At 46.8% G+C, this 15,137-nt stretch carries 16 protein-coding genes; 10 read left to right on the plus strand and 6 right to left on the minus strand.

Translation table 11 applies throughout. The annotated features are described in order from the left end of the window. Positions 1-75 precede the first annotated feature (75 nt). From MKY66_RS12660 to MKY66_RS12675, 4 genes are all read left to right on the plus strand, one after another. Entirely contained in the window at positions 76-924 is an 849-nt protein-coding gene (locus tag MKY66_RS12660; RefSeq protein ID WP_076217269.1) for a chemotaxis protein, read from the plus strand. Positions 925-1,134: 210 nt separating this feature from the next. Then, the gene (locus MKY66_RS12665) at positions 1,135-2,421 is read left to right on the plus strand and encodes an IS110 family transposase (protein WP_339806924.1); all 1,287 of its coding nucleotides are present in this window, start codon (positions 1,135-1,137) and stop codon (positions 2,419-2,421) included. A gap of 411 nt (positions 2,422-2,832) precedes the next feature. Beyond that, positions 2,833-3,096, plus strand: coding sequence for a YkgJ family cysteine cluster protein (locus MKY66_RS12670; RefSeq protein ID WP_076217045.1), 264 nt, complete (start codon positions 2,833-2,835; stop codon positions 3,094-3,096). A 77-nt stretch (positions 3,097-3,173) separates the two neighbouring features. After that, positions 3,174-3,377 (plus strand): hypothetical protein, encoded by a 204-nt coding sequence (locus MKY66_RS12675; protein ID WP_076217044.1) that lies wholly within the window; start codon positions 3,174-3,176, stop codon positions 3,375-3,377. Positions 3,378-3,505: 128 nt separating this feature from the next. Here the strand turns inward: MKY66_RS12675 and MKY66_RS12680 are convergent, their stop codons facing one another. The 3 genes from MKY66_RS12680 to MKY66_RS12690 all read right to left on the minus strand — a co-directional run bounded on the left by MKY66_RS12680 (position 3,506) and on the right by MKY66_RS12690 (position 5,782). After that, the gene (locus MKY66_RS12680) at positions 3,506-3,673 is read right to left on the minus strand and encodes an AbrB family transcriptional regulator (protein ID WP_143760408.1); all 168 of its coding nucleotides are present in this window, start codon (positions 3,671-3,673) and stop codon (positions 3,506-3,508) included. Positions 3,674-3,689: 16 nt separating this feature from the next. Continuing rightward, positions 3,690-5,000 carry an MFS transporter gene (locus MKY66_RS12685; RefSeq protein ID WP_076217043.1) on the minus strand — a complete coding sequence of 437 codons (1,311 nt, stop codon included), beginning with the start codon at positions 4,998-5,000 and terminating at the stop codon, positions 3,690-3,692. A gap of 77 nt (positions 5,001-5,077) precedes the next feature. Then, positions 5,078-5,782 carry an O-methyltransferase gene (locus MKY66_RS12690; protein WP_076217042.1) on the minus strand — a complete coding sequence of 235 codons (705 nt, stop codon included), beginning with the start codon at positions 5,780-5,782 and terminating at the stop codon, positions 5,078-5,080. Positions 5,783-5,919: 137 nt separating this feature from the next. On the opposite strand from MKY66_RS12690, the gene MKY66_RS12695 reads away from it, so the two are divergent. Further along, the gene (locus MKY66_RS12695; RefSeq protein ID WP_076217041.1) at positions 5,920-6,816 is read left to right on the plus strand and encodes a LysR family transcriptional regulator; all 897 of its coding nucleotides are present in this window, start codon (positions 5,920-5,922) and stop codon (positions 6,814-6,816) included. Between the two features lie 117 nt (positions 6,817-6,933). Here the strand turns inward: MKY66_RS12695 and MKY66_RS12700 are convergent, their stop codons facing one another. Continuing rightward, entirely contained in the window at positions 6,934-7,650 is a 717-nt protein-coding gene (locus MKY66_RS12700) for a YoaK family protein (RefSeq protein WP_076217040.1), read from the minus strand. An 86-nt stretch (positions 7,651-7,736) separates the two neighbouring features. Next, positions 7,737-8,615 (minus strand): alpha/beta fold hydrolase, encoded by an 879-nt coding sequence (locus tag MKY66_RS12705; RefSeq protein WP_083657423.1) that lies wholly within the window; start codon positions 8,613-8,615, stop codon positions 7,737-7,739. 244 nt (positions 8,616-8,859) lie between these two features. On the opposite strand from MKY66_RS12705, the gene MKY66_RS12710 reads away from it, so the two are divergent. Next, on the plus strand, positions 8,860-9,603 hold the full coding sequence (locus MKY66_RS12710) for a GTP pyrophosphokinase family protein (protein ID WP_036608962.1): 744 nt from the start codon (positions 8,860-8,862) through the stop codon (positions 9,601-9,603). Positions 9,604-9,609: 6 nt separating this feature from the next. After that, positions 9,610-10,845: a multidrug effflux MFS transporter gene (locus tag MKY66_RS12715; protein WP_076217038.1), complete on the plus strand. Its 1,236-nt coding sequence runs from the start codon at positions 9,610-9,612 to the stop codon at positions 10,843-10,845. 137 nt (positions 10,846-10,982) lie between these two features. On the opposite strand, the gene MKY66_RS12720 is transcribed toward MKY66_RS12715, so the two are convergent. Then, a complete protein-coding gene (locus MKY66_RS12720; protein ID WP_076217037.1) occupies positions 10,983-11,633 on the minus strand; it encodes a hypothetical protein in 651 nt (216 codons plus the stop codon). Between the two features lie 233 nt (positions 11,634-11,866). Between MKY66_RS12720 and MKY66_RS12725 the strand changes: the two genes are divergently transcribed. The 3 genes from MKY66_RS12725 (at position 11,867) to MKY66_RS12735 (ending at position 15,038) form a co-directional block, all read left to right on the plus strand. Then, positions 11,867-12,859: an iron-hydroxamate ABC transporter substrate-binding protein gene (locus MKY66_RS12725; protein ID WP_256704400.1), complete on the plus strand. Its 993-nt coding sequence runs from the start codon at positions 11,867-11,869 to the stop codon at positions 12,857-12,859. 169 nt (positions 12,860-13,028) lie between these two features. After that, positions 13,029-13,649 (plus strand): flavin reductase family protein, encoded by a 621-nt coding sequence (locus MKY66_RS12730; RefSeq protein ID WP_076217035.1) that lies wholly within the window; start codon positions 13,029-13,031, stop codon positions 13,647-13,649. A gap of 234 nt (positions 13,650-13,883) precedes the next feature. After that, positions 13,884-15,038 carry a type III polyketide synthase gene (locus tag MKY66_RS12735; RefSeq protein WP_076217034.1) on the plus strand — a complete coding sequence of 385 codons (1,155 nt, stop codon included), beginning with the start codon at positions 13,884-13,886 and terminating at the stop codon, positions 15,036-15,038. Positions 15,039-15,137: the final 99 nt, after the last annotated feature.

Genomic DNA, 15,137 nt, shown 5'->3' on the forward strand with positions numbered 1-15,137 from the left:
GCTTCAGGCATGTTCGAGTCGTGGAATTCATATGGTGGAGAAAGAGATCCTAGTCAATCGATGAGGAGGAGAGCCATGACACGTATTGCGGTGATGGTCATTCATGGGCTGGGTATGCGGAAGGATGGGTACGCGGACAAGCTGATTGCTTGTTTGCATAAGGAATTGGACAAGGTGATGGTCTTGCCTGGAGCCTCCAAACAGATGCTGGATATCGAACCTGTATATTGGGCGGATGTATTTGAGGAGCGGGAAGAGGCGCTCTTTCAACAGCTCGTCAGCTCTCCGGGATTGAACTTTCAGGCGTTGCGTCGATTTGTCATCCATTACCTGGCTGATGCGGTTGCTTATCAACCGGTGGAAAATCAAGGCCATAACTATGATGCCGTACATCGAACGTTGAATCAGGCGATGCATACCCTTGCACAGCGTAATGGACCGGAAGCTCCGCTCTGTGTGGTTGCCCATAGTTTGGGTGCCGTAATCGCGAGTAACTTCTTCTACGATCTGCAATATCCGTCCAGTCGTGTTCCTGAGATTGTGGATGTGAACTCGGCTCTGGAGCGGGGGGACACGCTGACCCATTTTTACTCGTTTGGTACAACCCTGCCCTTATGGAGTTTGCGTTACCATGACTTTAGTTGCCCAATTCAGGTGCCCTCTTCCCATGTGAATCAGTATTATGCCGGGCTGGAAGGGGAATGGGTGAACTTCTACGATCGGGATGATATTCTGGGTTATCCGTTACGTCCCATTGATCCTGCTTATGAGAAAGCGGTCAAAGAAGACATCGAAGTGAACTCTGGCGGCGTGGCTATGAGTTGGAATCCGCTAAGTCATGGGGGGTATTTTTCCAATCGAAGCATGAATCGGAGAATGGCTCAGGGGCTTGCTCGAACCTGGACCTGGGTAAATCGTTCATAATTAAGAGGTTCTAGCTTCATCCCATCTTCTTGGTACTGAAAACCGGTCTTTTTGAACATGTATTGTAAGTGTATTGAAATTAGGAGCCATTCCTGTAATGAAGTAATTTGAGCTTTGAATGAAAAATGCGCCTCTAGTATACTGGGAATCGTTGTTCCGGACAAGAACAATACCCACATACGAAAAGAGGCGCACATAATGAAGTATAAGATGAAACAGAAACAGAATCAACGGATTACGCGAATTACGGAAGAAACGCTAGTCATTGGAGCAGACATTGCTAAAAAGATTCACGTAGCTAGAGCGGTAGATTTCCGTGGCATTGAATTAGGAAAAGACTGCGTGTTCCACAACGATCAGGAAGGGTTAACGAAGCTAGTAACATGGATGAAAGAACTTCAGGAGGTTCATCTGAAAACGGACATTGTTTTCGGAATCGAGCCTACCGGGCACTACTGGTTTCCGCTAGCCGCTTTTCTGGAAGCTCGAGATATCAAGATCGTCATTGTGAACCCGCATCACGTAAACAAGAGCAAGGAACTTGAGGATAACTCGCCGACGAAGAGTGACTATAAGGATGCCAAAGTCATTGCAGATCTCATTCGAAACGGGAAGTACTCGGAGCCCAAATTGCCGGCAATGGAATATGCCGAACTACGCATCCTCATGAATTTCCGTGAGAAGGTTATGGTGAGTTTAAACCAAGTCAAGGCACGTGTGCATAATTGGTTCGACCGCTATTTTCCAGAGTATTTGAGCGTGTTTAAAGATTGGGAAGGCAAAACTTCCTTGATGACCATGCGCCAGTTTCCGACACCGGAAGAGATCGTCTCTACAGGCGCCAGAGGCGTTCTCGCACACTGGAAAACGGAAGTGAAGCGCGGAGTCGGTATCAAGAGAGCGGAAAAGCTCTTTGCGACAGCCGGGATATCCATCGGGCTTACCGAAGGGTTACGAGCTGCGAGACTGGAGCTTCTGAGCTTGCTCGACCAGTATGAGCTTTTCTCTAAACAGGTGGAAACGACCATGAAACAGGTCATGGACATCTTAAGTGAGATACCGGGAACAACGCAGATGTTGAATATCCCAGGCGTTGGCGCGGTTACCGTTGCAGGATTTCTGGCTGAGGTTGGCGATTTGAGTCATTACGACCACGGACAACAAATCATCCGATTGGCGGGCTTGAATCTAAAAGAAAATAGTTCTGGTAAGCGTAAGGGTAAAACTGGCATTACCAAGCGTGGACGATCTCGACTAAGAGCCCTATTGTTCCGTTGCGTCATGCCAATGGTAGCTAAGAATGAGGAGTTCAAGGCCCTTCACAAGTATTTCACAACACGAAGTCAAAATCCGCTGAAGAAAAAACAGTCGCTCATCGCGCTCTGCGGCAAACTGATACGCGTCCTGCACACGCTGGGGACGAAGGAAATAGAGTACAACGCAAACGAAGTTCTTGGTCCTGTACGACAAGCGCAGTTACAACAGATTGCAGCTTAGTTCAAAGAATCAATAGTCTGAAATCTCCACTCGTTCACAGATGTATAACGAGACAATTGAAGCACCGGAGAAGCCGAAGAATACCATTCCATAAGGGCAACGACCCCGTTTAGGAGCAAGAATCGGCCTCCACCCCTTGGCAGGTAGAACGAAGGAATGTAAGGGCAATGACCCCGCGTGACATGGGAGGGTGAACCCCGAGGGAGATGTGGAGATCCACTGTGCGATCATAAGCATGACCACAGTTTGGATAAAAAATGGAGTCCAAGCTCTGTTCCCGTCACCGGTCATTACAGCAAAATCTGGTTCTGAACCAATATTCCCCCATCAAGCCAAGATGTCGAGGTTGTAAATCTACGAATGGACGAGAAAACAGGCGAAAACATTACTTTATAGTGGGAGGGAATATGTATGGAATGCAGGACAGGCTGTGCCGCATGTTGTATCGCGATTTCCATATCATCACCGATACCGGGTATGGCTCATGGCAAGCCGGCAGGTGTACGTTGTGTGCAGCTTACGGATGATAATCGCTGCGGAATTTTTGGCCAAAAAGAGCGTCCTGCGGTATGCAGTGGATTGCAAGCTGAGGAAGAGATGTGTGGTAGCACCGATCAGGAAGCATTTGATATTCTAACCTGGTTGGAGCAAGAAACTGCACCAAAGGTAATATGAGTAGGTTGTTTTAATGAATTGGGATAATTATACTTAATAGGGAAGAAGGTCGATCAGAGAGAGGAGACGCGAATACAATGGGGCTTGTTAAACGTTTTGTATTGGTTGTAGTGAATATGATCGGAGATTTATGGATGGGGTTTTACCGACGTAACTCGGATTATTATGACCATCAGACTTCGGAGTCCAAAAGTAAGATTGGCTATTATGCATTTATTATTGGGGCAACAGTGGTTACGGTGGGCATTGTAGGCTGGATGTACAACCGAATTTATTCATAAGTAGTCATTATGCTTAAAATTGAATGAGGCCAAATGTTGAAGATGAGTCTGTACAAATAAAAGAGAGTATCCGCAGGATGTGACATCAAATGGATACTCTCTTTGGCATGGGATCAGACAAAATATGATCATTGAAGATAGGGCTTAACTTTCTTTTCTTTCAACATATGTACAAGAATCATCTTCAGTACGGAAGAGACGATAAAGAAAATAAACAGAATTCGAAACAATTGATACCCGGATACAACCGAAAGATCGGCATTCACTTCATGTGCCATGATACTCATCTGATCCATCCGTTTAGCCTACCGGTTAAGATCCTGCGAGAGCCGTAGCGGAAGGTTTGGGTTCTCTGAACATGACAAAGTACATCAGTGATGAAATAACGTATAGACAGCCTGTGATGCTGAAAGTGATCGCATAACCCCAATACGTTCCGTACGTGGTGACCAGATAGGATTGGACAGGCCCCATGGTCGCCCAACCAATCATGAACGAGGTCTGCATCAATGAATTGGCAATCCCGCGGCGTTTGTCCGAGATCCGATCCACCAGTATGGCTGAATGAATGGGATTGGCTGCGTTCATCAATGCTTGTCTGAATAAGAAACTGAGCGAAGCGATGAACAACAGATTGGTGAAGCCTGTTAATAGAAGGAAGGGCAGCGACATGACCTGGAAAATGACAACGGCTCTTACGCTTCCGACCTTTGCCGCCAGGGTAGGACCAATCAGCATGGATACAATCGTCATAATCTGACCAAGTGCAATCAGTAAGCTCATGCCACTCAGAGAAACCGAGAACCGATTGGTGAAATACAGATTCAGATACGGTACAACCAGTCCGGAACCTAATCCAATTAACAACTGAGTCACTATAAACTGACCAATCAGTCGGGAATCTTTTTTCTTCGTGATCGAATCGTCCGTGCTTGGGGTATTCGTTGAATTTCCTTCTAGACCCGAATCGGGTTGAAGAACGGGTTGCGCCGTAATCGTGGTCTGCGGAGCAGCCTTGCCTTCGGTTACAAATAACAGTGGAATAAATGCAGCTAGTGTTGCTGCACCACCGACAAATAAAACCGTCTGCAATCCGGTCACTTTGGCGAGTCCTGCCGTATGTAACAAATCTGCGAATACACCGCCACCCAGGCTACCAAGCACCTGGGAAGCGAGCACAAGGGATGAATAATAACTGAACATTTTCAGCCGCTGGCTTTTTTTGACGTTTTCCGCCAGATAAGGAATGGCCAGTACTTGGAATACCCCAGCGAAAAGGCCAGAGAATACCGCGAACCAGATCAGTCCTGTAGCCGAATAATCGAAGGAGCGTCCGATCAGAAAGATTCCGCTGAATAACGCCCCGGTAATGAGTAATCGCTTGCGGCTGAACAGATCACCGCATAGACCGATAGGAACAAACATAATGGCTGTTGCGAGTGATTGAATACTTACAATCTGGCCGTTCATTGTATCATTATAGCCCAGACCCTGAATGTACAGATTGTACAAGACAGAAAACATGCCATTTCCGATCTGATACAGAATGCTAGCCAGGAAAAACAGTTGAATATTGCGGGACCAGCCGCGAATTTCATCATGAATATGTTGTAAAACTCTCAAGTGGTTCCCCCCAGTCTGCCTGTGCAGTGATTCCAGTTTAACAGGAAAGGGGAATTTGCGGAAGAATTGACCACTGTTTATTTTGGTTCAGGGGCATCAATCACACGAGCAATGACGAATCCATCGTAACCTTTGCTACCGACGGTTTGCAGTGCTGTAGCTTCAAGCCGAGGGTGATCCGCGATCAACTGCAGGAATGATCGAACGCCTTGAACTCTGGGGTCTGTGCTGTCTGTGCGGATCACTTCACCGTCCCTGACGATATTATCACCAATAATAAGACTCCCCGGCCGAGTCAGTCGCAGGGCCCATCTCAGATAATCGGGATTACTCGGTTTGTCAGCATCGATGAAGATCATATCAAACGGTTCCCTGTATTCTTCCTGAACATCGGGAAGGGTGGTTAGGGCAGGACCAACTCTCAGGTCAACCTTGTGCATCAGTCCTGCTCGTGTGAGATTGGCTCGGGCCAAGTCTGCATGGTGTGATTCGGATTCCAGTGAGACGATGCGTCCCTGTTCAGGCAGCGCTCTTGCCATCCAGATGGTACTGTATCCACCCAGTGTGCCAATTTCAAGTACACGGGATGCTCCTTGGATTTGCAGCAGGAGCTGAAGTAACTTTCCTTGATTCGGTGTTACGTCATGAGCAGGGAGTCCAGCTTCGGCATTGCTTTGCAGGGTTTGTTCCAGCAGGGCATCCGAGGGAATTAGCAGATCATTCATGTAGTCGTCGACTTGAGTCCAGGTATGCTGTAGGTCGGTTGTATTTATATTTTTCATGTTCACATGTTCCTTCCTTGTTTCTTGTATTGGATTTCATATTTCAACTATAGATGGAATTGATATATAAATAAAATATATATTATGTATGTTAATATAACTTTAGGTTATGTATTTGACGTGGAAGAGGTGTAAACATGAATCTGCATGGATTACGATTATTTCATGCCATCGTGAGATATGGCGGGGTCACTCGTGCCGCAGAGGAACTAAATATTAGTCAGCCTGCGGTATCTTCTCAGGTGAAGAAATTTGAACGTGAATTAGGAATCCAGCTTTTTGTTTCGGAGGGAAGAAGACTGGTGCTTACGGATGCGGGGATACAGTTAACAGGTTATGCGGAACGTCTGTTCATGCTGGAGCAGGATGTCGAGAATTTTGTGCAGGATTTTCGGGAGGGCAAGAAAGGACTGATCCGTCTTACGGCAACCTACTTGCCTTCGAATTTTCTGTTGCCGGGCTGGATTGCGCGGTTTAAGCAAATGCACGAGGATGTGGAGATTGTTGTGAGCACAACCAACACCCGGATGGCTTTTGACCAATTACTTCGTTATGAGGCAGAGATTGCAGTGTATGGTGGAAGTGGTATTACACATGCAGGTGTCCAATGGGATGAATTGTTTGACGATGAGATGTGGTTTGTTGTGCACCCTGACCATCCGTATGCGGGGAAAGAAATCGAGCTGCATGAGATGGTGGCAGAACCGTTCATCATGCGCGAAGAAGGCAGTGCCACGCGTGAGCGACTCGTTTCCCTTTGCACAACAAATAACCTGGCCGCTCCCCGCATTGCGCTTCAGTTCAACGGGCTGAACGAAACGATTAGTGCGGTGAAGGCAGGTTATGGGGCCAACTTTATATCTTCTTTGGTTGTGAACGAAGATGTGCAGCAAGGCAGGCTGGCACGTGTATTTGTTCGAGGTGTACTGCTGAGAAATACGGTTGCCGTATGTACACGAGCCGGCGAGGTATTATCACCTGCTGCACAGCATCTGGTCAAGCTTATCCGACAAGAAGCTGCTTTGATGAAATAAATAGTGTGATTGTACTTAAAACAATTTAAAGTACGTGTTCAAAAAGACCAGTTTTCAGTATCCTAAAGCGGACTTTTGAACAGCCTCTTGAAAATGAACAGGTTGCTTCTTCAACTATTAACTTTTGCTTTGTTGTGAAGTTCCCCATGCATGGAATCGGGCGTATAGGGTTACGCCGCCAATAATCAGGACAGGAATCCAGACTGCAATCATGGGCACACGGTGGAATAACAATGCGGCTGCAATGACGCCGATCAAATAGATGACAACAGCACCTGCACGAAGGTAGGCGTCTGTGGACAAGGCTTTGGTTAACGATCGAACATTGGCATGTCGCAGCTTTTTGAGGATGCTTACGGTATCCTCAACCACAGCGGCCAAATTATTGGTGAGCACGGTTGTTGAGATGCCAGCAATGCCAATGCGGCGTGCCGCAGTTGTTTGCATCCCCATTGCAACGGCTAGGATGACAATTAACAGATAAGACAGTTGTTCTGAAAATGGACTAATCATGGCGATGGCAAACAGCAGCAGCAATATGCTTTCAACAGTGAACACGGCTGTGACCCTGGAAGACCAGCCATTTTTGGTCTGCACAGGTCCAACCATATGTGCTGCAATGGCATTGCCGGCAATAAAACCAATGAGAGCAAGCAATGACCGCAGCACGACAAATTCCTGAGCACGGGCGATGGCAATACCCAACAAAACAATATTTCCCGTCATATTGGCTGTGAGCACATGCCCCAGTCCCAGATATCCGATCAGGTCCACCATTCCGGCAGACATACAGAGAAGCAACATGGCGTATTTTTGGAGGGTGCTTTGATTCATCCTATCCGTCCTTTCAAAAAAACGTAGCCCCTCCAGTATACAGCCATAACCCATGCATCTTCAAAATGAAATTCATCGCGCAAGACTTAAGGTGCAGCGAGCCAATCAAACATATTGTTAACCGCTGACTCATGTATTTTCTCGTGAAAATGATGATCCTGCCCGCCATAAGCATGAAATGTGACATCCGCACCTCGGCGCTTAAGCCAGTGATACATTCGGGTTCCGTGACTATAATTCACCTGTGTATCTGATGTACCATGCATGATTAGCACGGGACAAGATAGTTTGTTCGCTTTCGACAAGGGAGAACGGGCGAGATAAGCTTCTGGAACCGTGCGTGGGGAACCACCTAGCACCCGTTTCAATGTGCGCCTCAGGTCGGTTCGCTCATGGTAAGTGCGTTCCACATCGGCGACACCGCTCCAAAGAACTAACTTATGTACTTTGTCCGGTCCCTCATTATAGGCAGTTGCGGTATGTACAGCATTAATGGCTCCACGGGAGAACCCCAATAAAGAAATGCGAGTCGGGTCAACAAAGGGTAAACGCTGTATCAACCGGTAAGCGGCATGCACATCTTCGGCATCTTTCCCGCCATACTCGTCACGACCTTCACCGCCTTCGTTGCCACGATAGGATGGGGCGAACACGATATAACCTTTATGTACAAATTGCTCAAGCCAAACGGTATTTACCCCGCCATAGCTGCCAAGTCCGCCGCGACAATAGATCAGCACAGGCCATTGTTCCTGTGTGTGTGCGATATCATGCATTCTGGCAGAAGGGTAGTGGCTGGCGAGTGGTTGCAGATGTAGAGATGTATGTATGGAAGCGAATTCCGGAAAGGCAGAGGAGACAGAGCCGGCATGAGAAGTTTCAAATGTCGTGATATCAGGTAATGAGCAACCTTGTGGCAGGTATAAATAAGCTTTAACCCGAAGTGTATCGGATGAATACGTCACTTGATAGAGCAGGAAAATCCACCTCTTTTATAATAATTGCGGGCCAAATGACAGGGATATTTCTATAGGATGTACGTAAAATAAGTTCCCATACCTTCCAGGCTGAATCGCCAGCCCAAATGTGAGAAATTCGTTTATTGGCTCCATATGATTTATAATGGGTCATGAGACATGTGGATTGACCGCTTGTTCTCATATTCATAAAACTAATTTTAGTGTGCAGAAAGAAAGGGAGAAAGCCATGATGAACGCTCCACATCCAATCGATCAATTCAAGAAATTCAAATATGAAATTACCAGATTTATGATGATCTATAAATTTGCTCTGGATCAAATGGAGACCAAGATTGAAGTCCTGAAGGAAGAATTCCAGTCTTTGCATGATTACAGTCCAATTGAGCATACAAAGTCCAGACTGAAATCACCTGAGAGCATTATGAACAAGATGTTCCGCAAAAATCATGAGTTAACGTTTGAGAGCATCAAGCAAAATATCAAGGATATCGCCGGGGTACGGATTACATGTTCCTTTATCTCGGATATCTATCGCATTAAAGATATGCTGTGCAACCAGAGTGATCTGCGTGTACTGGAGGTCAAAGACTACATCGAGAATCCAAAGCCAAATGGTTACCAAAGCCTTCACCTTCTGGTGGAAGTGCCTGTGTACATGTCCAATGGTGAGGAACGAGCATGTGTGGAGATTCAGATCCGTACAATCGCGATGGATTTCTGGGCGAGTCTGGAGCATAAGATTTTTTATAAATACAATAAGGATGTTCCCGAGCATTTGACAAGAGAGTTAAAGAGTGCGGCAGATTCCGCAAATGCGCTGGATCAACAGATGGAGCGACTTCACCGGGAAATTCAGGAGATCAAGGACGCGGATAACGAGCGGGATGAAGAAGAATTACGCCGTATTATTATTAACAATCAACAGTTCACACTGCCGTCCAATCTGCTCAAGCTGCTGGGTAGCGGGGAGTAGTATTTGATGAAAAGTACAACAGCTTCATTGAACACAAACTCCACATCTCGTGTACGGATGGCTTTAATTCTGGGGACACTGTCGGCCTTTGGGCCGTTGTCCCTGGATATGTATTTACCCGCATTGCCCACGCTGGCTGATGAGTTTGGTTCATCTACTTCGTATGCTCAACTCAGTCTGACGGCGTGTATGATTGGACTTGCGGTTGGACAGTTGCTTGCCGGACCTCTAAGTGATGTGCGTGGTCGGCGAACACCGCTCATTGCAGGGCTTGTGCTCTACACGATCGCCTCCATACTTTGCCTGGTCAGCCCTACGATGGGCTCTTTTGTTGTGCTGCGGTTCATTCAGGGTGTAGCTGGAGCGGCAGGGATTGTCATCTCGCGCGCAATCGTCAGAGACGTATATTCGGGCCCTGAACTGACACGGTTCTTCTCCCTGTTAATGCTGATTAACGGCGTAGCCCCGATTGCTGCACCAATCATTGGTGGACAATTGTTGACGTATACATCGTGGCGCGGCGTATTTATTTTGCTCAGCCTTATCGGAATAATGACGCTGTTGTCTGTCATTTTCGGTCTCGGGGAGACATTACCTTCCAATCGCAGATCAAGTGGTGGATTGAAACAGACATTACTTACGTTTCGCCAAATCGCAGGGGATCGTCAGTTTATGGGTTATGCGTTAACCCAAGGGTTTGTAGCTGCTGGCATGTTTGCGTACATATCAGGTTCACCGTTTGTGCTTCAGAAAATATACGGGGTATCCCCGCAAATGTTCAGTGTTTGCTTCGCCATTAACGGGTTAGGCATTATTCTGGCCAGTCAGATTGCCGGCAAACTTGCAGGAAAGGTATCAGAGACTCGCCTGTTAATCGCGGGGCTGCTAACCGCGGCGCTCGGAGGAACATCTCTGCTCATCGCCATTCTGGCCGGAGGTAATCTAATCTCTGTACTGATTCCGTTATTTCTGGTGGTATCCAGTGTTGGGTTGGTCAATACCGCGTCCTTTGCCTTGGCGATGGCCAATCAGGAGAAATCGGCAGGCAGTGCGTCTGCGCTTATTGGTGTGATGACGTTCCTGTTCGGTGGTATTGTCGCTCCCCTCGTAGGTCTCGGGGGAGAAGGAACAGCTGTGCCAATGGGGATCGTTATTGCATGTGCTGATCTCGGTGCCTTGGTGATTTATTTCCTAATGGTCAGTAGAGGCAGGAAGCGCCAGAACGATCAAGTGTTGAGTTAAATGTACTGAATCTGTACACCTTGCGTTTATGGAGTCTTAGTAATGTAATGGTACATCTGGATAAAAGAACGAACAAGAGCCTCACTTGGAAGGAATTATGCTTCCAAGTGAGGCTCTTGCTGTAGGTAAGGACAGGTTTAGCAAAGCGCAAACAAAATCTGTGTATTGGACAGTATACCTGGCGTGAGGAATGGATAGAAATACCCCACCACAAAACCAAACAGATTAATCGCAGGCCACATCAGGTAGACATCATTGTATGTGAATACAAGGGACCACCGGTTATAACAAAAGTTGGGCAGCGCACGTTCTTCGTTATCTCGTGGTGCTGCTGCACCAGTCTGTGCAAATTGCACAGCTTGAGTGAGATTTTGCGGCTGTTGCTGGAGGAAGAGCGGAAGCAGACCCGGGCTGCTTTTGATCAGGTTATACAGAAAAAGCATCTCTGCCGGAGGCTGACCTACCGGACGAGGATAGGCACTAAGCAGGGTGGGCAGGTTGCCTTGAGTCAGTTGCGCAGGTACACCCGGTGCTGTACCCGGGATTGTACCTGGAATGCCTCCGGGGATATATGGACCGGGTCCTCCGCCTGGAATGTATGGAGGATAGGAGCCTTGACCGCCAGGTATACCCGGAAACGTCGGACCACCCGGGGTGCCGCCACCGCCACCTCCTGGGAATAGGGGAGGCAATTGAAAGGAACGGTCTTCTCCATAACTTAGATAAGGGTTATATTCGTAATACATGTACAGAACATCCTTCCTGTCGTCGTATTCTGCACTCAGCATATGGCGGCATCCGCCTATATGTGAGTGCCGCCAAGAAGATTTTATATGATCGCCTCGCCACATAATCGGATTGACAACTGAACTGATAACAATTATCATTGTCAATGGAATCGGACAAATGTACATACGGATATTATATGTATCAATAATAGTGTCAATATTTTTGAACGTTGATATCTGTCACAATAACGCCGAATAAGGTTTTCATAATGAATTGAAAGGGGATATATCAAGTGTTTAAGAGAAATAAAAAGATGATCATGATTCTAATTACGGTGATGGTTATGTCCATCTGGTTGGCCGCGTGTGGAGCGAAGCCTGCAGAGAACGGAGCAGCAGGAGAGAACGATACAACAACGGAGACAGAGACACAAACAGAAGCCCCGACAGAGCGCACATTAACAGATGCAATGGGACACGAAGTAACAATTCCCGCAAATCCGGAGCGCATTATCGCTTCTTATCTGGAAGACAATCTGGTAACACTAGGTGTTAAGCCAGTTGCCCAATGGTCTGTAGCCAACGGAATTCAGGAATATCTACAAAAAGATCTGAATGGTATTCCAACGATTGCCTTCGATCTGCCTTTCGAAGGGGTAACGAGTTTTAACCCGGATCTGATTATTATCGGTTCCGAAAGTGTGGTTGAAGGTGAGAAATACGAACAATACAGTAAGATTGCACCGACTTTCGTACTCGGCGATGAGATTAATAGCGACTGGCGCAAAACGTTGCTGAAAATCGGTGAGATTTTGAATAAGAGTGATGAAGCGCAAAAAGCGCTGGATGATTACGAAGTTAAAGCTACAGAAATCAAGGAAAAGATCAACAACGTTACAGGTGGAACAAAATCAGCAGCGGCCATTTGGTTGGTTAGCGGCAAGTTCTTTATTGTAAGTGATAACGTATCAAGTGGAGAAGTAATGTACAAAGAGCTTGGACTTCTAGAGCCTGAAGTTGTAAAAGAAATCTCTGCCAATGCAACAGGTAACTGGTCTTCGATCTCTATGGAGAAATTGGCGGAAATGGATGTAGACTACTTGTTCTTTGTGAATAGTGATGAAGGTACAGGGTCAGAAGCACTGAAAGATCCGGTATGGCAAAGCATCCCGGCTGTGAAAAATGGTAATTTGTTCGAATTTACCCGTTCTAGTAGCTGGCTGTATAGTGGAGTTCAAGCTAACCTTCAAATTATGGAAGACATTCAGAACAGCATCGTTAAATAAGAAATAGCCAATACGAAATGGCATGTTCAAACTCCTTGGTGCAGTGGGCACCAGGGAGTTTTTTTGTTAATTCAGCATTTTACGATATATAATAAAGAAGTAGAAACATTGTCGTATCATGAAGTAGAGTTGTCATTTGCTTCACGAGCAAGGAAGGGGATATTTACATATGTATACATTGGATCCACGTGAAATAACGGGAAGAGACAACTATAAACTGATGAGTGGTTCGGTGGTGCCACGTCCAATTGCTTTTGTGACGACACTTTCAGATGAAAATGGTGTAATTAATGCAGCGCCTTTTAGTTTCTTTAATGTGGTTAGTTCGGACCCACCGCTGTTATCCATATCCATTGCACGTAAAGACGGCATTATGAAAGATACTGCACGTAATGTGCTTGCTCATCAAGAACTGGTTGTGCATATCTGTGATGAAGCAATCATAACAGAAGTCAATGAGACAGCAGCCATACTGGAACCCCACGAAAGTGAGCTTGAGCGGACAAAACTGACTACAGTGCCAAGTACCAAGGTTGCTGTGCCAGGAATTCAGGAAGCACTCATTCGGATGGAGTGTGAGCTGTATCAGCACATTCCCATCACGAATGATGAGGGCAAACCGGTGAGTGACCTGCTGCTGGTACGCATTGTACAGTATCATTTCAGCGAACAAGTCTACAATCCGGACAAGGGCTATATCCTGATGGATCATTTGAAACCAGTCAGTCGACTGGCGGGTAATGATTATGCCAAACTTGGAGAGAGATTCACAGTGATTCGACCTGAATAGTTCTGACTGATCGAATATGTAATATAGGAACGGGTTTAATCCGGTAGCAAAGGCGGACAGCACGTGCGAAAATCGCATATGTTGTCCGCCTTTGCTTGTTAATATGAACATAAACAGGACAGGTAGTGAATAGACTTGTACTATATCTTGCACACATGTCATATGAACCTATTTTATATATAGGTTGTTTAAAAAGCCAACTTTTGAACACGTACGATATAGGAGGTTAAGCCGATGAACCAGCTTGAGGCAACTACTGGGGCAAGTATTATGGGAATAGGAACGGCCTGCCCTGCCCACCGTATTGAGCAAAAGGATGTATCTGCCCGTCTCGCGCAAGCGCTGGAACATGAGCCGGATGCGAGAAGGTGGGCCAAACGGATCTTTAATCAGTGCGGTGTGGAGACCCGGTATACGTGTGAACCGAATCTGCTTGAGCCTGTTGATTCTTGTCGATATTTACCCTTTACCAATGCGGAGGAGGTTCCGACTACATCCGAGCGTATGGGCAAATACAAAGCTGCTGCTGTTCCACTTGGTCTGGAAGCGGCCGGACAGGCCCTTCAGGATGCAGACGTAACCTCCTCGGAAATTACACATCTCATTACGGTAAGTTGCACAGGACAATTCCTGCCCGGACTTGATGTTCGGCTGATCCAACAGCTTGAACTGTCACCGCAGATCAACCGGATTCCACTGGTGTTTCAAGGATGTGCAGCCGGTCTGAAGGCGATCCAACTGGCGAATTCCATTGTAACGACAGATCAGAAGGCTACGGTTCTCATCGTGTGTGTGGAACTATGCACACTTCACTTCCAACCATCTTCCAAATGGGACGACCTGTATGCCGCATCGTTCTTCGGAGACGGTGCCTCTGCCTGTATTATTGGTGCGTCTGGAACAGGCCGCAATGAATATTTTCGATTAGGTCGCGGGCACTCAACGCTGCTCCCGGATTGTGCAGAAGAAATGATCTGGGAAGTGGGCAATACAGGCTTTGATCTCTACCTGTCACCACAGATCCCGAAGCTGCTTGGTTTACATCTTGGTCCAGAGGTAGAGCGGTTGCTGGAGGGGAGCAGTTTACCGGACATATGGGCAATCCATCCGGGAGGCAGAGGTATCGTGGATGCGGTTCAGAAGTTGTATCAGTTGACAGATGAGCAGGTCTCCTACAGCCGAAACATCCTGCGGGATTATGGCAACCTGTCTTCCGTGACGATTCTTTTTGTTCTTCAAGGCATCCGCGAGGATTACAGACAGAAGGAAGAGCATACCAGTGGGATAGCGCTGGCCTTTGGCCCGGGACTGACAGCAGAGTTACTTCCTTTTACATACATCCCTGCGCCCATAGCGAACAGAACACCTGTGAATCATGGCATCCAATAGTTCGCGAACCCGAGTGAAGGAGACATACACCGCAAGTGTATGAATGTGCTTATGATCTTACCGATGAACATAATCGAATGATTAATCTGATCGCAGAGG

Source organism: Paenibacillus sp. FSL R5-0766 (assembly GCF_037971845.1).
Taxonomy (GTDB): domain Bacteria; phylum Bacillota; class Bacilli; order Paenibacillales; family Paenibacillaceae; genus Paenibacillus.